20 protein-coding genes are annotated in these 21,308 nt (G+C 35.4%); 12 read left to right on the top strand and 8 right to left on the bottom strand.

What is annotated here, in order from left to right; translation table 11 throughout:
- The first annotated feature begins 9 nt into the window (after positions 1 to 9).
- Both folK and ACFRAE_RS02015 read left to right on the top strand, forming a co-directional pair.
- Entirely contained in the window at positions 10 to 489 is a 480-nt protein-coding gene (gene folK / locus ACFRAE_RS02010; protein ID WP_422795441.1) for a 2-amino-4-hydroxy-6-hydroxymethyldihydropteridine diphosphokinase, read from the top strand.
- Position 490: 1 nt separating this feature from the next.
- Positions 491 to 847 carry an Hpt domain-containing protein gene (locus ACFRAE_RS02015; RefSeq protein WP_422795442.1) on the top strand — a complete coding sequence of 119 codons (357 nt, stop codon included), beginning with the start codon at positions 491 to 493 and terminating at the stop codon, positions 845 to 847.
- Here ACFRAE_RS02015 and pssA read toward each other — a convergent pair.
- Positions 844 to 1,533 (bottom strand): CDP-diacylglycerol--serine O-phosphatidyltransferase, encoded by a 690-nt coding sequence (gene pssA / locus ACFRAE_RS02020; RefSeq protein ID WP_422795443.1) that lies wholly within the window; start codon positions 1,531 to 1,533, stop codon positions 844 to 846. The genes ACFRAE_RS02015 and pssA overlap by 4 nt on opposite strands.
- A 45-nt stretch (positions 1,534 to 1,578) precedes the next feature.
- Positions 1,579 to 3,060, bottom strand: a complete 1,482-nt coding sequence (gene rho, locus ACFRAE_RS02025; protein ID WP_422795444.1) for a transcription termination factor Rho — start codon at positions 3,058 to 3,060, stop codon at positions 1,579 to 1,581.
- Positions 3,061 to 3,388: 328 nt separating this feature from the next.
- On the opposite strand from rho, the gene ACFRAE_RS02030 reads away from it, so the two are divergent.
- Both ACFRAE_RS02030 and ACFRAE_RS02035 read left to right on the top strand, forming a co-directional pair.
- The gene (locus tag ACFRAE_RS02030) at positions 3,389 to 5,104 is read left to right on the top strand and encodes an MFS transporter (RefSeq protein ID WP_422795445.1); all 1,716 of its coding nucleotides are present in this window, start codon (positions 3,389 to 3,391) and stop codon (positions 5,102 to 5,104) included.
- A 244-nt stretch (positions 5,105 to 5,348) separates the two neighbouring features.
- Positions 5,349 to 6,212 (top strand): N-acetylglucosamine kinase, encoded by an 864-nt coding sequence (locus ACFRAE_RS02035; RefSeq protein ID WP_422795446.1) that lies wholly within the window; start codon positions 5,349 to 5,351, stop codon positions 6,210 to 6,212.
- Positions 6,213 to 6,329: 117 nt separating this feature from the next.
- On the opposite strand, the gene ACFRAE_RS02040 is transcribed toward ACFRAE_RS02035, so the two are convergent.
- Positions 6,330 to 7,013: a metal-dependent hydrolase gene (locus tag ACFRAE_RS02040; RefSeq protein ID WP_422795447.1), complete on the bottom strand. Its 684-nt coding sequence runs from the start codon at positions 7,011 to 7,013 to the stop codon at positions 6,330 to 6,332.
- Positions 7,014 to 7,023: 10 nt separating this feature from the next.
- Positions 7,024 to 7,338 carry a YbaB/EbfC family nucleoid-associated protein gene (locus ACFRAE_RS02045; protein ID WP_422795448.1) on the bottom strand — a complete coding sequence of 105 codons (315 nt, stop codon included), beginning with the start codon at positions 7,336 to 7,338 and terminating at the stop codon, positions 7,024 to 7,026.
- Positions 7,339 to 7,491: 153 nt separating this feature from the next.
- On the opposite strand from ACFRAE_RS02045, the gene ACFRAE_RS02050 reads away from it, so the two are divergent.
- Positions 7,492 to 7,944 (top strand): hypothetical protein, encoded by a 453-nt coding sequence (locus ACFRAE_RS02050; RefSeq protein WP_422795449.1) that lies wholly within the window; start codon positions 7,492 to 7,494, stop codon positions 7,942 to 7,944.
- Between the two features lie 107 nt (positions 7,945 to 8,051).
- Here ACFRAE_RS02050 and ACFRAE_RS02055 read toward each other — a convergent pair whose 3' ends face one another.
- The gene (locus ACFRAE_RS02055) at positions 8,052 to 9,176 is read right to left on the bottom strand and encodes a hypothetical protein (protein ID WP_422795450.1); all 1,125 of its coding nucleotides are present in this window, start codon (positions 9,174 to 9,176) and stop codon (positions 8,052 to 8,054) included.
- A 213-nt stretch (positions 9,177 to 9,389) separates the two neighbouring features.
- Here ACFRAE_RS02055 and ACFRAE_RS02060 point away from each other — a divergent pair, with 213 nt between their 5' ends.
- A complete protein-coding gene (locus tag ACFRAE_RS02060; RefSeq protein ID WP_422795550.1) occupies positions 9,390 to 9,974 on the top strand; it encodes a thymidine kinase in 585 nt (194 codons plus the stop codon).
- Positions 9,975 to 10,024: 50 nt separating this feature from the next.
- Here the strand turns inward: ACFRAE_RS02060 and ACFRAE_RS02065 are convergent, their stop codons facing one another.
- Both ACFRAE_RS02065 and ACFRAE_RS02070 read right to left on the bottom strand, forming a co-directional pair.
- Positions 10,025 to 10,540, bottom strand: a complete 516-nt coding sequence (locus ACFRAE_RS02065) for a glutathione peroxidase (protein ID WP_422795451.1) — start codon at positions 10,538 to 10,540, stop codon at positions 10,025 to 10,027.
- A gap of 16 nt (positions 10,541 to 10,556) precedes the next feature.
- On the bottom strand, positions 10,557 to 11,417 hold the full coding sequence (locus ACFRAE_RS02070) for an N-acetylglucosamine kinase (protein ID WP_422795452.1): 861 nt from the start codon (positions 11,415 to 11,417) through the stop codon (positions 10,557 to 10,559).
- Positions 11,418 to 11,682: 265 nt separating this feature from the next.
- Here ACFRAE_RS02070 and ACFRAE_RS02075 point away from each other — a divergent pair, with 265 nt between their 5' ends.
- Positions 11,683 to 14,343 (top strand): M14 family metallopeptidase, encoded by a 2,661-nt coding sequence (locus tag ACFRAE_RS02075; RefSeq protein ID WP_422795453.1) that lies wholly within the window; start codon positions 11,683 to 11,685, stop codon positions 14,341 to 14,343.
- Positions 14,344 to 14,658: 315 nt separating this feature from the next.
- Here ACFRAE_RS02075 and ACFRAE_RS02080 read toward each other — a convergent pair whose 3' ends face one another.
- On the bottom strand, positions 14,659 to 15,666 hold the full coding sequence (locus tag ACFRAE_RS02080) for a D-alanine--D-alanine ligase (RefSeq protein ID WP_422795454.1): 1,008 nt from the start codon (positions 15,664 to 15,666) through the stop codon (positions 14,659 to 14,661).
- A gap of 138 nt (positions 15,667 to 15,804) precedes the next feature.
- Between ACFRAE_RS02080 and ACFRAE_RS02085 the strand changes: the two genes are divergently transcribed.
- Genes ACFRAE_RS02085 through ACFRAE_RS02105 form a run of 5 tightly spaced genes read left to right on the top strand, consistent with a single transcriptional unit; the run spans position 15,805 to position 21,245 of the window.
- On the top strand, positions 15,805 to 16,596 hold the full coding sequence (locus tag ACFRAE_RS02085; RefSeq protein WP_422795455.1) for a PASTA domain-containing protein: 792 nt from the start codon (positions 15,805 to 15,807) through the stop codon (positions 16,594 to 16,596).
- A 1-nt stretch (position 16,597) separates the two neighbouring features.
- Positions 16,598 to 17,641, top strand: coding sequence for an endolytic transglycosylase MltG (gene mltG / locus ACFRAE_RS02090; RefSeq protein ID WP_422795456.1), 1,044 nt, complete (start codon positions 16,598 to 16,600; stop codon positions 17,639 to 17,641).
- Between the two features lie 5 nt (positions 17,642 to 17,646).
- The gene (locus tag ACFRAE_RS02095; protein ID WP_422795457.1) at positions 17,647 to 18,057 is read left to right on the top strand and encodes an acyl-CoA thioesterase; all 411 of its coding nucleotides are present in this window, start codon (positions 17,647 to 17,649) and stop codon (positions 18,055 to 18,057) included.
- Positions 18,058 to 19,020 (top strand): YihY/virulence factor BrkB family protein, encoded by a 963-nt coding sequence (locus ACFRAE_RS02100; protein ID WP_422795458.1) that lies wholly within the window; start codon positions 18,058 to 18,060, stop codon positions 19,018 to 19,020.
- A 53-nt stretch (positions 19,021 to 19,073) separates the two neighbouring features.
- A complete protein-coding gene (locus tag ACFRAE_RS02105; protein WP_422795459.1) occupies positions 19,074 to 21,245 on the top strand; it encodes a hybrid sensor histidine kinase/response regulator in 2,172 nt (723 codons plus the stop codon).
- Positions 21,246 to 21,308: the final 63 nt, after the last annotated feature.

Here is a 21,308-nt window from a genome sequence, read left to right on the forward strand (position 1 = left end):
ATTCAACCTATGAATTTTGTCTACATCCTACTTGGTGCTAATTTAGGGAATCCAATCCAGCAGTTAAAAGAAGCTATCATTGAACTTTCCACACAAATAGGTCATGTCACAAAAATTTCAAGTATTTATGAGTCTGAAGCATGGGGTGTAGAAGATCAACCGAAATTTTACAATCAAGTTTTAGCCTTAGAAACTCCATTAGCCGCTTTAGATGTATTAACTATTGCCTTACAAATTGAGCAAAAACTAGGAAGAGTAAGAACACAACATTGGGGAGCAAGAATTATTGATATTGATTTATTATATTTTAACGATGAAATTATACAACTCGACCATTTAATCATCCCACATCCATATTTACATAAACGTAATTTCACTTTAGTCCCTTTAGTAGAAATCGCTCCCAACTTGATCCATCCAATACTTGGAAAAACGAACACACAACTAGAACAAGAATCAGAAGATAACCTAAAAGTCAACAAAATCTAATATGAGTACATATCAAATTATTAATCCAGAAATGATTTTATCAAGTATGATGAACAACCTGGATATTGTAAAACAAATGATCAATTTATACCTTACTCAAGGTGTAGAAGATTTCCAAAACCTAGAACAAGCTGTAAATCAAAATAACAACGAAACCATAAAAGCCTCAGCGCACCACATAAAACCGACTATGGAATATATTGGTGCATCAGATTTACGGTTGAAAATGCAACAACTGGAGCAATTAGCATTGTCCAATGAAAATTCCTTACCTATTCATTCTCTTTTTCAAGAAATAAAGGTAGATTTCCAAAAAGCGATGCAAGAATTAGAAGCTTACTATCAAACAATCGCTTAATTCTTCATTGAATTAAAATGTATTTTAGATAGTACGATGTAAAAAACCAAAATAATTGGAAGAGCTAAAAATTTAAATACAAACAATAACAAAACACTCAACAACAGAAATATGTATTTATATTGATTGATCTTCCAGCTCAAGCTATCCAATTTCATCGAGAACAATTTAATTTCTGATACCAATAAAAAACTGGAAAGAAAAATTACAGGAATCAAAACATATGGACTTAACACCATTGGGTAATTTTCTGCAATAAATGGGATTGACATAATAACAAAGGTATTCATCGGCGTATTTACTCCGATGAAATCAGTTGTTTGACGCGTATCAATATTGAATTTTGCTAAGCGCAATGCGGAAAATACAGTAACTATAAATCCCAAATAAGGCACATATGGATGTAAATCTTGGCTCTTCAACAGCATATACAATAAGGCCCCAGGCACGAATCCAAAACTAATGACATCAGCCAACGAATCCAATTCTTTGCCAATTAACGATTTCACATGCAACGCCCTTGCAGACATTCCATCAAAAAAATCAAACACACCAGAAGCAACCACACAGTAGAACGCATTCCAATAGGAACCTTGCAAAACAAACAACACAGCTATACACCCGCTAAATAAATTCAGGGAGGTAATCGTATTTGGAATATATTTCTTCATAAATAAAAAAGCCATCTTTATCGAAAAGATGGCTTAAAATTATTAATTTCTTATGGTTTTTTAGCCATTCATACTAATTAAAAATTCATTATTGGATTTAGTACCTCGCATTTGCGTCAGTAAAAATTCCATAGCTTCTTGTGAATTCATATCTGCAAGGTGATTTCTCAATACCCACATACGTTGTAATTCTTCACGGTCAACCAATAGATCGTCTCTTCTTGTACTAGATGCTGTTAAATCAATAGCAGGGAAAACTCGCTTATTCGCCAATTTACGATCCAATTGAAGCTCCATATTACCGGTACCTTTGAATTCTTCAAAAATTACCTCATCCATTTTGGAGCCTGTTTCAGTAAGTGCAGTTGCTAAAATAGTTAATGAACCACCATTTTCTATATTACGTGCAGCACCAAAGAAGCGTTTAGGTTTGTGTAAGGCATTCGCATCCACACCACCCGACAAAATCTTACCAGAAGCAGGTGCTACGGTGTTATACGCTCTTGCCAAACGTGTAATAGAATCCAATAAGATAACCACATCATGACCACATTCAACCATACGTTTTGCTTTTTCCAAAACAATGTTTGCGATTTTTACGTGACGGTCTGCAGGCTCGTCAAAGGTAGACGATACCACTTCAGCGCGTACACTTCTTGCCATATCGGTCACCTCCTCTGGGCGTTCATCAATTAATAAAATAATCAAATAAACTTCCGGGTGATTTTTAGCAATAGCGTTTGCTACTTCTTTTAATAAATTCGTTTTACCAGTTTTAGGTTGAGCAACGATCAATCCACGTTGACCTTTACCTATCGGTGTAAACAAATCCATTATCCTAGTAGAATAATTTCCTGTTCCTAAGTCAAGATTTAATTTTTCATCAGGAAATAAAGGTGTCAAATAATCAAAAGGAACACGATCGCGCACTTCTGCAGGATCTTGTCCATTGATTGCTTCCACACGAACAAGAGGAAAATATTTCTCCCCTTCTTTTGGAGGGCGAATACAACCGCGTACATTATCTCCCGTTTTTAATCCAAATAATTTAATTTGTGATTGCGAGACATAAATATCATCTGGGGATGTTAAATAATTATAATCTGAAGAACGCAAGAAACCATAACCATCCGCCATAATTTCAAGGACGCCTTCGTTGACTATAACATTATCGAAATCTGTTTGGGATGATGACTTAGTTGGAGGGGTTTCTATGATAGGTTTTACCTGTTCTACTTTTTCTATTTCCTGTGCTACGGGAAGATCCAATATGATTTGTTCCTCCTCAGCTGTTGGCTTTTTACGACCGACTGAAACGGGTTCTGCGACTTTTACAGTTCGCATTCGTTTTCTAGGTCGATCGGAACTGTCTGAATCGGCAGCATCTTCAGCTACTTCTTCCGGCTGTGCCTCTTTAGCTATTTCGGTAATACGATCAATCAATTCCTGTTTTCTTAATTTCTCAGAATCAGGAATGCCCAGAACTTTCGCAATCTCGCGTAATTCAGACACGAGTTTCGTATTCAATTCATTAATATCCATTAATTTTATTTATGATTTAAGGATTTTTACTTTTATCGAAATTGTATCTTTCAAATCTTCACCTATTGAGGATGTAGATATCGATGTTTGTTGAAACTATTTATGATTTCTTTCTACCCTCTTTGAAAGACAAATTTTAAGAACTGCCACAAAGAAAAAAATAACTAATGTAAATTCAAAAGAAAAATAGGTTTTTTTTTCAACTTATTTCAAAATTGTAAACATTTATTTCTAATAAATTGTTTTAGCAATCCATATATATACTTCAAAAAATCAAAAAAAAATTCTTTATTTGTAAGGTCAAAAACTAAAATCAGTTCTATTTTATATGAATAACCAACAAACAAACACAAATTACCCAGCACTATACACCCTAATTGTCGTGTTTTTCTTCTGGGGCTTTATTGCCGCGGGAAATAGCGTTTTTATCCCTTTTTGTAAAAACTATTTCCATTTGGATCAATTTCAATCCCAACTTATAGATTTTGCCTTCTATACGGCATATTATATAGGGGCGCTCCTATTATTTATTTTCGGAACCTTATCAGGAAAAGACTTAGTCGGCAAATGGGGCTACAAAAAAAGTATCGTTTATGGCTTATTATTTTCAGCTCTAGGTGCAGCAGCAATGATTGTAGCGGTTGAGGTAAATGTCTATGTAGGTATGCTTATTGGTTTATTTATTGTTGCTTTAGGCTTTTCACTCCAACAGACTGCGGCAAATCCTTTTGCGGTATTATTAGGAGACCCAAAGACGGGTGCTTCCCGCGTAAATTTAGGGGGAGGTATTAACTCGTTAGGAACAACCATAGGACCACTGATCATTGGTTTCGCATTATTTGGAACATTTGAAACCGTTTCAGATTCTCAAATTGCCAACTTACCTTTAAATAAAGTCGTATATCTCTATGTAGGTGTTGGTTTATTATTTATTCTAGCCGCTGGATTATTCCATTTCTCGAAAAAAGTTCCTGCAGGATTTAATTTAGAAGAAATGGAACCTGCAAACAAAGCGAGAACCACCTTAATTGTGATGACCGTTTTATTATTAGTTGCATTTATTCCAGTTTTCACTAGCTACAATTCCGATGCCGCTATCCAAATAGAACAATTGAAAGAGCAATTGAAAACAAGCTCAGACATTAGCCTAACAGCCCAATTGAAGGATATTACCCATGAATTAGAAATTACCCGCATGCTCTGGCTATTAGGTGCCCTAGCAGTTGTGGTGGGTGGTTTACTTTTCGCGTACCGCAGTGCACAAAAAAATGCAGAAGGATGGGGAGCAATGAAATATCCTCAATTAGTACTAGGGATGCTGGCTTTGTTTGTATATGTAGGTATTGAAGTTGCTATAGGAAGTAATTTAGGCGAGTTATTGACACTAGAAGAATTTGGAAACTTACAATCATCCCAGATCACGCCATATGTATCCATGTATTGGGGCGGTATGATGATTGGTCGTTGGGCTGGTGCCATTTCTGCCTTCAACATGACTTCATCCAAAAAGCAAATATTGTTAATCATAGTTCCATTAGTAGCTTTCTCTGTCATCGTTGGTGTAAACGTATTAGCCGGGTTTGATATGTCGGTATTGTATTTTTATGTTATTTGTGTCCTTATACAAATTGTTGCTTTCTTCTTAAGTAAAGATAAGCCTGTTCGTACCTTAATTATTTTCGGTGGTTTTGGCTTAATTGCAATGGTTGTAGGTTTATTAACATCCGGAACAGTAGCCATATATTCATTCCTAGCAGGTGGTTTAGCGTGTTCGATTATGTGGGGTTCTATTTTCAGCTTATCGATCGTAGGTTTAGGAAAATACACTGAGCAAGGATCTGCCTTTTTAGTCATGATGATTTTAGGTGGTGGTATCATTCCTCCTATCCAAGGTAAACTATCCGATATTATTGGAATACATAATTCCTATATCATCCCAGTTATTGGATTTATCTATATTATCGTATTTGCGGTCCTTGTTCGTAAGTTCTTAACGAAACAAGGTATTAACATCGATGAGGTAGAAGCCGATGCAGCACATTAAATAGCTAACTAATTGTAATTTTTACACTAAGTTATAACACCTATTTTTAACATACAAAACCCTCTTAATCAAAAGATTAAGAGGGTTTTGTTTTTGAAACCCAAGCAACAAATCGCAATTTTTTTGATTATATGTAATAAAAATTCTTATTTTTATTATTAAATCGTTTATTTTGGATTAAGAACATTAATAAAAGCCATTGTAAAACACAAAAACAAGTTACTTAAATTAAATATAAAAAATAATGATAATAATTGCAGATGGAGGGTCTACAAAAACAAACTGGTGTTTGTTAGATGATTCTAATAAAAAAATCTACTTCAACACCGAAGGATATAACCCATATTTTGTAGATAGCGATTACATTGTTGCATCCCTTAAAAAAGGACTACCTCAAGATATTCCTTTCGAAAAAATTACTGAGGTAAATTATTATGGTGCTGGTGTACATAATGAAGAGAAAGCCAAAATTGTGGAAGAAGCAATTCAAATTGTATTTCCTCAAGCTAAAGTAGAAGTAGGTCATGATTTATTAGCAGCGGCACGTGCATTGTTAGGCACTGAAGCTGGTTTTGCAGCAATCCTAGGTACTGGAACAAACACCTGTATTTATGATGGTAAAGATATCACACACAACATTGATTCCGCAGCTTATATTTTAGGTGATGAAGGAAGTGGTAGTTACATTGGCAAAAAACTACTAACAGATTTTATCCGTGGTTTAATGCCTAAAGAAGTAGCTGAAGCCTTCTTCGACATGTATAAACTTACTCCTGATGAAATCATGGACAATGTCTATACAAAACCTCTAGCAAATCGCTTTTGTGCAAGTTTCAGCAAATTTGTATACGATAACAATACGAACATTCAATATACTCGTAAAATTGTTGATGATGCATTCGAAGCCTTCTTCAATAATTTAGTAAGTAAATATCCAGATTATCAAAGCTATACATTCAACTGTATTGGATCAGTAGGATACAATTTCAGAAATGTTCTTGAAGACAAAGCTTCTCAATATGGAATGAGAGTAGGAAAGATTTTAAGATCACCTATTGACGATTTAGTTCAATTTCATATCAATAGATCAAAAAGTACTGTTGAGTAATTCAACCTATTCAAATAATTAAAAAAAGTCCTTTAGAAATTCTAAAGGACTTTTTTATGCGTTTTACGCACTGATAAAACAACAAACGACGCTCAAGCGCTATTTATCCTTGTAAATTTATAAAGGATAAGTCTCTCCTATTTTAGGTAAAATCAAGTTCAAGCCAGCTTCAGCAAACATTACAGCCGTTTTGTCTAGATCTATAGCGATCGGCGGAAATGAATTAAAGTGAACCCCAACGATATTCGTACATTGTATGAAATCAGCTGCAATTATTGCATCTTCAGCATCCATGGTATAATGTCCCCCAACTGGTAAAAATGCCCAATCTATAGCATACCGCTCAAGCAATTTCATTTCCAGGGTAAGTGCAGTATCTCCAGCTAAATACAGGGTCTTACCATTCACAAAAAACAAATAGCCTACTGGAAACCCACCATAGCTCCCATCTGGCAAACTATTGGAATGAACAGCATAAACCATTTTTACTTTACCAAAAGGAAGGTTCAATGTACCACCTACATTAAACTCAATCACTTTATCCTCTGGAACCCCTAATTTTCTAGTCCAAGCTGCAATTTCAAAAATTCCAGCCACTGTAGCTCCACTTTGTGCTTGAATTTGCTTTAAATCAGCCACATGATCCTGATGACCATGGGTAATAAAGATGTAATCGGGAGCTATTTGATCCACAGCAATCTCCGAAGCTAAGGTATTGTAGGTAATAAATGGATCCAATAAAACTTTAACACCATCAAACTCTAATTCAAAACAGGAATGCCCATAATAAGTAAACTTCATCTTGCCTATTTTATTTACCAAATAAATTACCCAAACCGCCTAATCCACCTAGAAGGCTCTGAGAAGCAGCCTGCATTTCCGTATTGCTGATTTGTTCAGCCTGCGTCAAAGCCTTGTTCAAGGCTACGATCAACAACTCTTCCAAATCTTCTTTATCTAAATCCTTGAAAAAATCAGGATCAATATGAATTTCTTTAATTTCTCTATTTGCGCTGGAAATTACACGAATTTTACCACCTTCCACTTCTCCAGAAACCGACACATGGTCCAATCTTGTTTTAATTTCTTGTGCTTTTTGCTGCGCTTCTAATAATTTATCAAACATAATTATTCAATTTTATACCTTTCCAAAATACAAATAATTTACTAATCTCCCCTATTATTTAGGTTCTTTTGTAAACCTTAAGTACCTTTGCAAGATAATTTAAATAGCATAATGAGTCAACTCCAACATTATCATTCTTTAGCTAAAGATCTTATGGTACAAGATCCGGCAGCCTATGAATACCTTGAAGAAGAAATCAATATCATAATTCATAAATTAAAATTTATTCCTCAAGAAAATAGACCGCGTGTCAACCTGATCGTACAAAATCAGGCAAACATAGATACTAGCTATATAACGGAATTATTAAGTGTTGCTGGCGCTCAAGTCCAAGAGCAAACGCAAGAACAAATGCAAGAAGATATCGTATTATTTATTAATGACAGCGATTCTTTCTTAAACGAGATCCCAAAATGGCTTGGTCAACAAGTTCAAATCTCTAATGCAGTCGCTAACAACCAAATTTATGTGATTCAGAAACCTCAGTTTGCACAAATAAGAGAAAATTTCTTAGTCGACACAGAAATTTTAGCAGAGATTATTCAATCCAAATACTTCCACTACGGACATGAGGGACAATATTGGATTAAATTTGATTTACTTTAAGAGTGTATTGGTTTATAAAGGCTATGCTTTAAAACCTAAAAGAATAATAAAAAGAAAGAGCTTGTTTCTAACAAACAAGCTCTTTCTTTTTTATATCATTTCAAAAATTAAATGAATTTTTTTCTTAAAATTCCATATAACTTATCTACCGTTTGCGGTTTAGCGGACCAATTATTTTTTAAGGCATAATTGCTTTGTAGAAACGCATCTGCTTCCGCAAAATTATCAAAGCGGTTTAACAGCTCGATAGCTTCACTATAAGCCAAACTATAACCATTGAACAAATCTTTAATAAACAACAGTTTATCATTCAAACTAACACCTGTCTTCAAATCGACCACCGCATCCACAGATTTACTGGATTGCGTTACAAATTGTTGCGCATTAGTTACTCCAGCTTGTTTTTGTTGCTGAATTAACTCATTCAAGGTCAAAGGTCTATTTGGACGAACCTCTGCTTGCTTAGCCAAATCATTTAAAGTTACATCCTCCTTTGTTTGTTCTGTAAGATTCACTTGTTTTTCTTCAATGATTACCTCTTTCGTTTGAACATGCTGTTCAGGAACAGGTGTAGAAGACCAAGAATTTGCCGTTGATGGGAACGGTTCAGGAGTTTTCTCCGATTCGGTAGAAGGTGTTTCTTGAATAGCTTGCTCTTCTAATTCATGAGCCGACTTGACCGCTGTATACTCCGAACTCGACGTATGTATTGGGCTAGCTGGGGTAAATGTATGACTAGCAGAAGTAAAACTCTCCTTAGGCTCTTCCACATGGGTTGCAACGACTTCCGGTTCAACGACAGCAGCGATTTGATCGTCCTCCAGCTTCTCACTTTCATGGTCCACAACTGCCTCAGCATTCGTATGGGAAACTTCAGGAGTTACGGTTTCGATTTCCGGTAATACTTCAAGCTCAGGGTTTTCTTCATACACAAACTCTTGTTCTTGAATTTCTTCAATCACGGGTTGATCATCTGCTTCCTCTTCTGCTATCAAAACAGCAGGAGTGAAAACTTCTTGACTTGCAATTTCGACAGATTCCTCACTATTAGGGCGTAATAGCGCAGACCATAAATCCATATGAGCTGCTAAAAATTTTACTTTTGCCGCTAAAAAATTCACCTCATTTGCAGGAAGATTGGAGCCATTCTTTTGTATAGAAGCAAATTGCTCATTGACATCGACCAATAAATCACCAATTTTACCTAAAATATCTTGTTCTGTATAAGCCATAGCTTTAATCTATTATTTTCAAATTTTGTTTGTGTAGCTTGTTGATGTACCCTAAATCAAATAGGCTGATAGCTAAACTCTTTGAGTTTTTATTTGTTCTAGTACAATCAAAAATAAGATTAAATTTCGATATTCGTACCCAATTAACGACAACAATTTTAGTTAATTATTAACTTTTAACGGTTCATTTGTCGATAAAAAATAAAATCCATGATGCTATTTTCAGAACATAATTTCATAGAAAGGCGAGACCGTGTAGGGAGTATAGAAGTTATTTGTGGATCCATGTTTTCTGGAAAAACAGAAGAATTAATCCGACGATTAAAAAGGGCACAATTTGCCAAATTAGCGGTAGAAATTTTCAAACCTGCTATTGATATACGCTATGCGGTCAATGAAGTCGTTTCACACGACAGCAATTCGATTCCATCTACACCTGTCTCAAATTCCTCATCCATCTTACTATTAAGTGCAGACACGAAAGTCGTTGGCATTGATGAGGCTCAGTTTTTTGACGATCAGTTGCCTCAAGTTTGTATCGAATTAGCCAATAAAGGAATTCGAGTAATCGTAGCAGGCTTAGATATGGATTATTTAGGCCAACCATTCGGTCCTATGCCTAATATGATGGCGATTGCCGAGGAAGTAACGAAAGTCCATGCCGTTTGTGTACAATGTGGCGCTCCAGCAAACTATTCTTACCGTAAAGAAATGATTGAATCCCGAATATTATTAGGTGAAAAAGAAAGTTATGAACCTAGATGTCGAAGTTGTTATTACTTACTTGACTCGAAATAACTCCTAAAAAGAAACCCCATTTACACGTAAATGGGGTTTCTATAAATCCTTTATTTTTTTAGATATTGCGTAATCTCATTTGCCAATGGGTTCACCTTAGAGCGATACCGGTGCGCTAATTTTCCATCTTTCCCTACCAAGAATTTTTCAAAGTTCCAATTTATATCCCCTACAAAATCCGGGTTTTTTGCCGTAGTAAGGTATTTAAATAGAGGATCCGTGTGCTCTCCTTTCACGTCAACTTTCTCGGCTAACATAAACGTAACTTCATAATTCTTTTCACAAAACTCCGCAATCGCTGTATTGTTTTCAAATTCCTGATTGCCAAAATTATCCGAAGGAAAACCTATGATCACCAATTGCTTCCCATAAGTCTCATGCAATTCCTGCAATTCCTTATATTGTTTCGTAAAACCACATTTGGAAGCTGTATTTATGATTAATAATTGCTTACCCTTAAACTGCGAAAAAGAAACCTTCTTACCATCAATAGTTTTAAAACTATAATCGTAAATGCTTGGCGGATTTAATAGCATACTGAACATCAATAACATAGAATAAATCATATCGTTAATTTTAAAATTATAAAACAGCTTTTAACTCTCTGTTCACTATATAATGAAATAATGCTTCAATTGGACTTTTCAAAATAACCCCAACTTTAACTCCATGTAATGCACATATTTCACGCAAGTGAATATCAAAATGATAGGCGATACGCCCCACAAAATGGCAAGGGTATTCCCAATAATTTGGATAGGTCATAATATTGGTTCTTACAAATTCATCAAAACCATTCCTGAGCAAGGTATCTATATAAGGATGAGAACGATTGTCCGCCATAAAAGTTGCAAAACTTGCCAAATAGGCATTCGGACGATCCTTTTGATACACGTTTTTAATGATCACATCCTTATTAATAGGATGAGACTCTTTAAACTTTCGCATTAAATCCCTAGGCATCGACTCGTAGAGGTAAGTCGTGATTAAGTGTTTACCAAACCATGCCCCCGATCCTTCATCTCCTAATACATAACCTATTCCATGAATACTCGATGATAACACTTCCCCATCGTAAAAACTAATATCAGAGCCTGTACCAATATTAGCTATTAGGCCTTTCTCTTCACCAAAGGTGGCATAAGCAGAACCTAACAGATCACTCTCTACAGCTACGAATGAATTTGGAAATATTTGGGATAAGGCATTTGATACCAGCTCTCTACGATCTGGTGTCGAACAACCCGCCCCAAAAAAATAAACTTCTTGTATTTCAGCGATATATGGAATTATTTCTTGAACCTCCGATAAGGTGGATGTAATCTCCTTTTCACTAACAAAGAACGGGTTTAAACCTTTGGTACTAAAACTTAAAGGTTTGCTGTCTGGAAGATGAAGCATCCAATCAGACCTAGACGAACCACTATCTGCAACTAATATCATAATTTACTATTATCATCCTATTCAAATATACGAAATTACCTAGTAACCAAAAATAATGCAGCGGTATTAAAAATTTCCAAAATAAACCGATAAATAGTGAAATAATCAGCAAAAAACCCATATTCCATTAATATAATTCAATTACCAAGCCCTATTTCATAAAAATTATTGTAAAAAGTATAAATAACCAAACTTTTACAAGAACAAAGGATGATTATTTATAGCATTTACCTATATTTATCAAAAAAACCAACCACATCTAAACATGAAACGCACATTTACTCTCCTCAGCGTAATGATTTGCTTAGTTGTATCTATAAAATACAGTTTTGCACAACACATTACTAGTCCAAAAACACATTTTGGTTTTGAAATCGGTGAAGATTATCAGCTAAGTAATTTTTCACAGACAGAAGCCTATTTTAAAAAATTAGATCAAGAATCCCCAAGAGTGCAGTATGTTCAGATCGGAAAAACAGAAGAAGGGCGAGATCAGCCGATGTTAATCATTAGTTCTGAAGAAAACCTGAAAAAATTAGATCATTACAAACAGATTTCCCGCAGTTTAGCTCGTGCAAAAATGAGCAATGAAGAAGCCAAGATGCTAGCCAATGAAGGTAAAAGTGTCGTTTGGATTGATGGAGGATTACATGCTAACGAAGTGGTAGCAACCAATCAATTGATTCAAACAGCCTATTCTTTGGCAACGATGAACGATCCAGAAACTCTAAACATCCTAGAGAACTGCATCATTTTAATGGTACATGCCAATCCAGATGGGCATGAAATGATGGGAAACTGGTACATGCGAGAAGAGAATCCGACGAAAAGATCAACGAATTTTCTTCCTTATTTATATCAAAAGTATGCCGGACATGATAACAATAGGGATTTCTTTATGCTAAATTTAAAAGAAAGTCAAAACCTAGCCAAACAATTATTTATTGAATGGGTCCCTCAAATTATGTACAATCACCATCAGACGGCACCAGCTGGAGCGGTGGTAGCAGGAGCTCCTTACCGAGATCCATTTAATTACGTATTCGACCCCTTGTTAATGTCTGGTATAGATGCCTTAGGAGCAGCAATGTCTTCAAGATTGAATGCAGAAAACAAACCTGGTTACACTGCAAAAAACGGATCTGTATTTTCCACTTGGTATAATGGAGGCTTGCGAACAACCACCTACTTTCACAACATGATTGGATTATTAACGGAAATTATCGGAAACCCTACCCCCTTTGAAATCCCAGTGGTACCGAGTCGATTAATTCCGTCTAGCAATACACAAAACCCAGTATTACCGCAGAAATGGCATTTTAAACAATCTATAGATTATTCGGTTTCGCTAAATTACGCGGTAATGAGCTATGCGAGCAAATATAAAAATGAGGTTTTATACAACATTTATAGAATGGGGAAGAACTCGATCGAACGAGGATCTACCGATTTTTGGTCCTTATCGCCTTCCAAAGTTGCTTTAATTGATTCTGCACTAAAAAAAGCGATTAAAGCCAATCCCAAATTAGCTGCAAACCGAACTGAGGAACGTAAGGTACTTCAAGAACTTTATGGCAATCCAGCAATGAAAGATCCAAGGGGATATATCATTAGCGCAGATCAACCAGACTTTACTAAAGCGATTAAATTTTTAAATGCGCTAATTCAAAACGGTATAGAAGTTAGTAAAGCCACGAATGCGTTCACCGCAAATGGAAAAAACTATCCTGCAGGCAGTTATATCGTCAAAACAAATCAAGCCTTCCGTCCGCATATTTTAGATATGTTTGAACCACAAGATCATCCAGATGATTTTGAGTATCCTGGAGGCCCCCCTATTCCACCGTATGATGCCGCAGGATGGACCTTGGCTTATATTATGGATGTAAAATTTGACCGCTTATTAACAGATTTTGAAGGCCCATTTGAGTTATTACCATATGGACAACAAATAAGCCCTACCTCCTTTGCCATTCCAAAAACCAAATACAGTATACTTTCCACCGCCATCAATGAAACATTTGCAAGGGTAAACCAATTACTAGAACAAAAAATTCCAGTTTGGAGAGATCAGCAAACAGGAAATTTTTATGTTGAAAGCAAATCGCTAAAACACTCAACTATTCCAGTTCAAGCCGAGAATAAATTGCCTAAGACTGCACAAAAAATCACAAAGCTGCGAATCGGCTTATGGGATACATACGGAGGAAGTATGCCCTCTGGTTGGTTGAGATTAATACTAGAACAACATCAGTACGATTTTAAAGTTGTGTATCCAACAGACATTGACCAAGGAGACTTACACAAGCAATTTGACGTATTGATTTTTCCAGGTAATTCCATCCCTCGATTAGCCGGAACGACAAGTAACTCCAATGCATACCGCCCCAGCCTAGAAATGCCTGATAATATTCCAAGCCCGTATAAAGAACGTATTGGCCGATTAACTTTAGAAAAATCAATTCCAATATTAAAAACGTTCCTAGAACAAGGAGGTAAAATTGTTACGATAGGCAATAGTTCTGATTTAGCCCAACACTTAGGCTTAGCGGTACAAAGTGCACTTGTTTCTGCTGATCAGCAAGCCCTTAAACGAACAGAATTTTATACACCGGGCTCTGTATTAATGGCGAAAGTAAGCCAAGAATCAGCAAGCACCAAAGGGTACGAAGGAGATATTGACGTTTACTACAACAATGATAACGTTTTTAAGCTGAACCATCCCGATATCAAACCACTAATATGGTTTGACAAAGGCGCGATATTGAAAAGTGGCTGGTCATGGGGCGAAAAATATTTACAAGAAACTGTTTTAGCCTTTGAAGCCAATGTGGGCAAAGGAAAATTAGTAACCTTTGCTAACGATATTACTTTTAGAGCGCAAACCCAGGGTACTTTTAAACTATTATTCAATCAGCTTCAATAACAAAAATTAGCATTACAATTACCGGTATCATGAACCTCTTATTCTAAAAATAAGGGGTTCATGATACCTTTTTTATTGCTTTGTGTTTGATCTCCTTCGGATCTTGTTCGGAGATGCAATGGATAATCAAGGGAAAAGTTCGAAGGAGATCCGAAGGAGAGGCGCAGAAGATGCACTGAATTGGACAATAAATCATCCGGTAGACAAAAAGTGGTTCAGGCTGTTTTTGATTCAGATAGCAACAAAAAAAAAGCGGAAAATTTATTATTATAAATTTTCCGCTTTGTTAAGCTTTATGAAAAGATAATAATGGTTTTATTGAATTAGCAAAGCTGCTTCAATCAATTCAGCATAAAAATCAGACTCATTTCTACCTGAAGCCCTAACTTGCTGTGGAATGAAACTTTGAGCTGTTTGTCCAGGAATGGTATTGATCTCAATAAAATAAAATTTATCCGTATCATTTTCTAAAAAGAAATCTACACGAACCATACCTCTGCAATTCAGTCGCACATAAATCTCCTTTATTATAGCATCCGCACGGTTTTTTTGTTCATTTGTCAAATCAGCAGGTGTAATTTCCTCTGTTAATCCAGGCGTATATTTCGCTTCAAAATCAAAAAATTCCCGAGTAGTTTTTACTTCTGTGGCAGGCAACAATTGCAATTCACCTTTGGAATCTCTAAATATACCTTGAGAAAATTCACGCCCACTTACGAATTCTTCCACCAATACTTGATTTCCTGTATTTTCTGCTTGATAAGCATTTTCCAATGCTTGAGGCAATTCTTCCCAGCTATTTACTTTGCTCATACCGATACTACTTCCACCCGCATTTGGTTTCACAAATAAGGGAAGTTTCAGTTTATCTTGTACGATATGAAACGCTTGAGATTCATTTTCTTGGAACAAAAGAACAGACTGCGCAACATATAAATTCGACAAATCTTGAATAATGGCTTTAGTATATCCCTTATTCATGGTCAATGCAGAAGTCAGTGCATTGCAAGAAGTATAAGGCAATCCTATCATATCAAAATAACCTTGCAATCGACCATCTTCTCCTGGAGAACCATGAATAATAATGAAGGCAACATCAAAGCTTAATTTTCCAGCCGGGGTCGATATGGAGAAATCTTGCCGATTTATTTCATGTTTAACACCTTGATTATCCTCATAAAACCAGCTATTGATCCCAATGTTAATTAAATAAACATCATATTTGTCTTGATCTATTTTTGAATAGACAAAGGCTGAGCTTTTATAGGATATTTCCGCTTCTCCGGTATATCCACCCGTGATTAATGCTACTTTAGTTTTCATATGTATTTATCAAGTAACAAATATAATTTGCGATACGAGGAAAAACGAATATTTTTGCCTTAATATTACACTCTCCACAAGTGAATAGCAAAAGTGGAATTAATATTGTTAGAAGATATACCAAAAAGCAAGATATCAATGTCTAAATTCTTTTTATACTTACAAACCGCAGTTTTTAGAAAAAACCTAATCGGCGGATTAATTTTCTTATTATTCCTATTTGTTTTAATTTATTTTGGTCTACAGATGTATACCAAACACGGAGATTCTCAAGAAGTCCCAGTATTAAAAGGATTACACATTAGTAAAGCATTAGAGATTTTAGATCAAGCAGGTTTAGAATATGAAATCGACTCGGTGTATCAATTGGATGCCAAACCAGGCATAGTGATAGATCAAGATCCAGATCCCCAATCCCATGTTAAAAGTGGAAGAACTATTTATTTGACCATTATTACCCAGAGTGCTCCAGAAATCGCTTTCCCGGAAATAATCGACAAGACGTTCATTGAGGCTTCCGCGATATTAAAAAATCATTCCTTAAAAATTGCAGATACATCTTATATCAATGATATCGCTAAGGATGTTGTATTGGATGTAAAATTTGCTGGGCAGCCATTAAAAGCAGGTCGAATGGTTTCAAAAGGGTCGAATATCAGTTTGATTTTAGGAAATGGACGTGGAGATAGTGAAGTGGAAATTCCAAATCTTGTAGGATTCTCTTTGGATGAGGCTAAATTTGCATTGGCAGGAGTTGGTTTAACGTTAGGCTCTGTTAGTTTTTCTGACGGAATAAAAGACAGCATTAATTCGGTGATTGTTCGCCAAAACCCAGACACCAGCGCTCGAATTATTTCCATTGGAAGTGCTGTCCATGTTACTTTATCTAAACCCTCAACTCCATCGTCTACTGTTCCACAAACACCATAATATGCCAGAGCACAAGAAAAACAATAAAGGGATTTTAGCCATCGGAATTTTAATTTTCCTTGCAGGCATTACCGCTGCAGCATTAGCTTACTACACATTTTTTGCAGCAAGTATTGCGACAAAGGAAAAGTATTTCTATGTCCACAGTGAAGAAACGTATGAGCAGGTGCTCCAACGAATCGAATCGGAAGGAATCGTCAAATCCTTTCCGTTATTCACCTATGCAAGTCAGTTGATGGATTTGAAGGAATCTGGAATAAAAGCGGGTCGATACAAACTTTCTTCCGATTTAAGCAACCGAAGATTTATAGGTAATCTACGGGCAGGATATCAAGAAGCAGTAGCCTTTCGGTTTCAAAACATTCGATTAAAAGAAAATTTTGCAGGTTTACTAGGAAAAAACTTCGAATCTGACTCTACTGTATTTATAAATTTATTAAATGATCCTGCGTTGGCAGCACAATATGGATTTACAAAAGATAATTTCTTTTCCATGTTTATTCCCAATACCTATGAAATTTATTGGAATAGCGCACCTCAGGAAATTGTAAAACGATTTGCGAGCGAATACGATAAATTTTGGAATGAAGATCGAAAAGCCAAAGCTAAGGCCTTAAATTTAACAACGCAAGAAGTCAGTACACTTGCTTCGATCGTAAAAGGTGAAGCCTTACATGTTAATGAAATGCCTAAAATTGCAGGTCTTTACCTCAATCGATTAAAGAAGGGAATGCTATTACAAGCGGATCCTACTGTGATATTTGCAAACAATGATTTTACGATTCGTCGCGTATTGAATAAACATTTAACCATTGATAATCCATACAACACGTATCGGTTTAAAGGTTTGCCTCCAGGGCCTATCATGATGCCTAGTATCGCATCTATCGATGCTGTACTGAATTATGAGCATCATAATTACATATACATGTGTGCGAAAGATGATTTTTCAGGATATCATTTATTTGCTGATAATATGGCTGATCACTTACTAAACGCCCGTAAATTTCAAAAAGCATTAGACGAAAGAAATATTAAGAAATAAATAATATGTTCTCCTTTCAACATCAAATCCGTGTCCGTTACGCAGAAACAGACCAAATGGGCTATGTCTATTATGGCAATTACGCTAGTTATTATGAGGAAGCTAGAACCGAAATGTTACGCAGTACCGGGCTTTCCTATAAGGAGCTGGAAGAGATGGGAGTTATGCTTCCTGTGGTTGAATTACTATGTAATTTTATAAAACCCGGAAAGTATGATGATTTAATTACCATTAATATCTATATTCGACAAAAACCAAGTATTCGAATTAAATTTGAATATGAGCTATCTAACCAGGATGGAGAATTATTAAATACCGGTTCTACTCAATTAGTTTTTGTGGATATGATTAAAAATAGACCCTGTAGACCTCCAAAAATTTTCCAAGAGAAGATGGCTCCGTATTTTGGAGAATAAATGAAAAAAATTCATCAACGTCTATTGTATGTAAAGCCATACGATCAACTGATCGAATGGACTAAAGGAGCTACTTTGCCAGGTTTTGGCAAATTGCCCCTATATACGGTGATGGTCTTTTTTTTTCAAGAAATTGCTCGTGAATCCATTATCAATAAAGCGTCTTCCCTGGCCTATAATTTTATGTTGGCCGTTTTCCCCGGAATTATTTTCTTATTTACGCTAATACCTTATATTCCAATTGATAATTTTCAAGAACAATTGTTGGATTTAATTCAGCTGGCTATTCCAGACAATGCCTTTGCTATACTTCAAGCTACTTTAGAAGATATTATTAAAAGGCAAAATGGAGAATTATTATCAGCGGGTTTTATCTTATGTACCTTTTTCGCCACCAATGGCATGACGACCCTCATGATGACTTTTAATAAATCATCTTTATCGAAAGAATCGAGAACTTGGGGTCAAAGGCGAATCATCGCATTGGGTTTATCCATAGCGATCGTTTTTGCATTGGCCGTAGGCATTGCCTTATATGCCTCGTCAAATTATTTGATTAATTATTTAAAAACTCATATAGAATACGATCTTAAATGGTTTTGGGCTATGTTAATCAAACTAGCTCAATGGTTAATTTTATTCAGTATTTATTTTTTTACCGTAAGTTTAATATACAAGTTTGGACCAAGCTCTAGTAAAAAATGGAAGCTTTTTACACCTGGAGCAACTTTGGCCACCCTTCTTGCCATGTTATCTTTTTCCTTCTTCACATTCTACATCAATAACTTTGGAGCTTACAATAAATTGTATGGTTCCATAGGCACGTTAATCGTGGTCATGATCTGGATGTATATTAATGCCCTTATCTTAATTATTGGATTCGAATTAAACGCAAGCATTGCCCTATCAAAACAAAGCATTAAAATTGTAAAACCTAGAGTTTATAATTCTTTTAAACCCTAAAATTATTACCCAAATGGGTTAATAATTTTAATTGAAATCTACAATCATCATCCATGGAAGATAAAGAATTGCTCAGTAATAGTAAGCGCAACAAAAAAGTTAGAAATGTATTACTCATATCTATCTTAATACTATTTGTTACTTTCCTAATAGTATTCATTTTTTCGTATATCCAGTATAAATCTATTCATACCCGAATACAGAATATTTATCATGCGATCAACAACGATAAAAATGATTTTAGTGAATTATTAAACTTATTTAACGAAACCGAAAATCATTTTAGAATTTTCTCGATCACCTATGATCATGAGGATTATTTATCTTATCGGGAGCACTTAATCAAACTAAAGTCTTCTGTAGATTCATTAAGCCAGCATAGAAATGCGATTCAAGCGAATCAAAAATATTCGAATGAGCAGGAATTAAAGATCAAAGAATTAGTACCGAAATATCAGTCTTTAAATACTAAACTTGACTCCATCCTTATGGCGTCTGAGCAATTGAAGGATTTTCATTTAGAAAATAACGATAAAAAGCTATTTCAAATTCCAGGCACTCAAAAAACTGTAACTAACATCCAAGTTCAACCAAAGTCCACGGAAGTGGTCATTGAAAGAAAGCCTTTTTTCAAACGTGTATTTCAAAAAAAGAAAGATACCATCCGCATAGACAATTTTGATTCTTATCAAACCCAACAGACGGAAGTAAAACAATCCTATCAAAAAACAATCAATAAGAATAATGCACTCACGAAAGCGAAGTTGAATGAACTTCAGATGACCTTATCTGAGTTGCGCAAAAATGAACGGTCTTTATTAGCAGATAACTTCACGTTATTGCGAAGTGCGAATCAACTCATCCGGGTAATTCATGATGTAAGGATACAAATACAACGCGAAAACACCGATCGGGAGCTCAACACCTTAATCACGAATACAGATACGTTCAAATGGCAAATTATTATTTCCCTCACCTTCGTATTTATCATGATTTGTATTTTGGTTTATTACCAATTTTTCTCGGCGTATTATGAACGTAAATTAATGGAAGAGCGCATTTACGCATCCAAACTTGCCGAACAGAAAACAGATATCCTAGCGGAAATAACGCATGAAATTCGAACACCATTAAACTCACTTATCGGAATCGTTGATCTTTTAAAAAGCCGTAAAGACCTGTATGAGGCCAAAGACATCTTATTATTGGACTCCGCCTATTCAAACATTGTCTCTACCTCCAAAACCATCAATGATATCTTAAATCTGAGTAAAATTGATCAGCACGATAGTATAGAAGCAAATTACTTTGATATCAATGATTTATTTTCAGAAATAATTGAAAGCCATCAAAATCAGGCCGAACAAAAAAATATTCGATTAGCGTATGAGATCGATGGCCATAGCCCCTCGATCGTATTTAGTGATGAAATAAAAATTAGGCAAATTGTAAGCAACCTAGTTAGTAATGCCATTAAATATTCCGCCAAAGGAACTGTTAATTGCAACATCCATATTACGGAGGATCATATTTTAACAATCGTTGTTTCTGATGAAGGCCAAGGGATACCAGATAATCTTAAGAAAAATATCTTCAAAAAATATTATACCGTAAATAAATCCACTAAAATTGAAAGTGGTGTTGGCTTGGGATTATACATTACTAAAAACATTGTCAACATGTTGAATGGTAAAATTACGTTTAAATCTACCTTTGGATCAGGCACCACATTTACGGTAGAATTACCCATACCCGAACCAAAATTCAGACGTAAAACCACGTTAAACATCCATAAGATAAATGATTTGCCAAAAGACATCAATTGGCTAATCGTAGATGACAACGCGTTAAACTTATTATACCTCAAACAATTTTTCTCCGCACATGAGCACGTTTTTACTGCGATCAATGGAAAAATAGCCTTGGATATTATCGAGAAGGAAACCATTGATGTGGTGGTAACAGACATTAACATGCCGATCATGCGGGGGGATGAATTACTTTGGAATATCCGGAATAACCCAGTCCATAATCAAATCAAAATAATTGCTACATCATCTGATAATGAGCAGGTTAAAAAACTAGAGAAAGAAAGAAAGGTGAAATTTGACGGGATCTTAATCAAGCCATTTAATGAGCGAAAATTAACCGAGGTTATTTTGAAAACCATCTATCCAATATTTGAAGATTCGAATGAGGTCTTAGGGATTAAAGGAGTTAAATAAAACTTTTTTTCATCTAAACTATTGTAAATAAAAGTTTTTCGTATCTTTGCAGTCCCTACACAG

Source organism: Sphingobacterium sp. HJSM2_6 (assembly GCF_049316305.1).
Lineage (GTDB): Bacteria > Bacteroidota > Bacteroidia > Sphingobacteriales > Sphingobacteriaceae > Sphingobacterium.

Coding starts and splice junctions, on each gene's coding strand:
- folK (WP_422795441.1), top strand. CDS start 10: ATGAATTTTGTCTACATCCTACTTGGTGCTAATTTAGGGAATCCAATC.
- ACFRAE_RS02015 (WP_422795442.1), top strand. CDS start 491: ATGAGTACATATCAAATTATTAATCCAGAAATGATTTTATCAAGTATG.
- pssA (WP_422795443.1), bottom strand. CDS start 1,533: ATGGCTTTTTTATTTATGAAGAAATATATTCCAAATACGATTACCTCC.
- rho (WP_422795444.1), bottom strand. CDS start 3,060: ATGGATATTAATGAATTGAATACGAAACTCGTGTCTGAATTACGCGAG.
- ACFRAE_RS02030 (WP_422795445.1), top strand. CDS start 3,389: ATGAATAACCAACAAACAAACACAAATTACCCAGCACTATACACCCTA.
- ACFRAE_RS02035 (WP_422795446.1), top strand. CDS start 5,349: ATGATAATAATTGCAGATGGAGGGTCTACAAAAACAAACTGGTGTTTG.
- ACFRAE_RS02040 (WP_422795447.1), bottom strand. CDS start 7,013: ATGAAGTTTACTTATTATGGGCATTCCTGTTTTGAATTAGAGTTTGAT.
- ACFRAE_RS02045 (WP_422795448.1), bottom strand. CDS start 7,338: ATGTTTGATAAATTATTAGAAGCGCAGCAAAAAGCACAAGAAATTAAA.
- ACFRAE_RS02050 (WP_422795449.1), top strand. CDS start 7,492: ATGGTACAAGATCCGGCAGCCTATGAATACCTTGAAGAAGAAATCAAT.
- ACFRAE_RS02055 (WP_422795450.1), bottom strand. CDS start 9,176: ATGGCTTATACAGAACAAGATATTTTAGGTAAAATTGGTGATTTATTG.
- ACFRAE_RS02060 (WP_422795550.1), top strand. CDS start 9,390: ATGCTATTTTCAGAACATAATTTCATAGAAAGGCGAGACCGTGTAGGG.
- ACFRAE_RS02065 (WP_422795451.1), bottom strand. CDS start 10,540: ATGATTTATTCTATGTTATTGATGTTCAGTATGCTATTAAATCCGCCA.
- ACFRAE_RS02070 (WP_422795452.1), bottom strand. CDS start 11,417: ATGATATTAGTTGCAGATAGTGGTTCGTCTAGGTCTGATTGGATGCTT.
- ACFRAE_RS02075 (WP_422795453.1), top strand. CDS start 11,683: ATGAAACGCACATTTACTCTCCTCAGCGTAATGATTTGCTTAGTTGTA.
- ACFRAE_RS02080 (WP_422795454.1), bottom strand. CDS start 15,666: ATGAAAACTAAAGTAGCATTAATCACGGGTGGATATACCGGAGAAGCG.
- ACFRAE_RS02085 (WP_422795455.1), top strand. CDS start 15,805: ATGTCTAAATTCTTTTTATACTTACAAACCGCAGTTTTTAGAAAAAAC.
- mltG (WP_422795456.1), top strand. CDS start 16,598: ATGCCAGAGCACAAGAAAAACAATAAAGGGATTTTAGCCATCGGAATT.
- ACFRAE_RS02095 (WP_422795457.1), top strand. CDS start 17,647: ATGTTCTCCTTTCAACATCAAATCCGTGTCCGTTACGCAGAAACAGAC.
- ACFRAE_RS02100 (WP_422795458.1), top strand. CDS start 18,058: ATGAAAAAAATTCATCAACGTCTATTGTATGTAAAGCCATACGATCAA.
- ACFRAE_RS02105 (WP_422795459.1), top strand. CDS start 19,074: ATGGAAGATAAAGAATTGCTCAGTAATAGTAAGCGCAACAAAAAAGTT.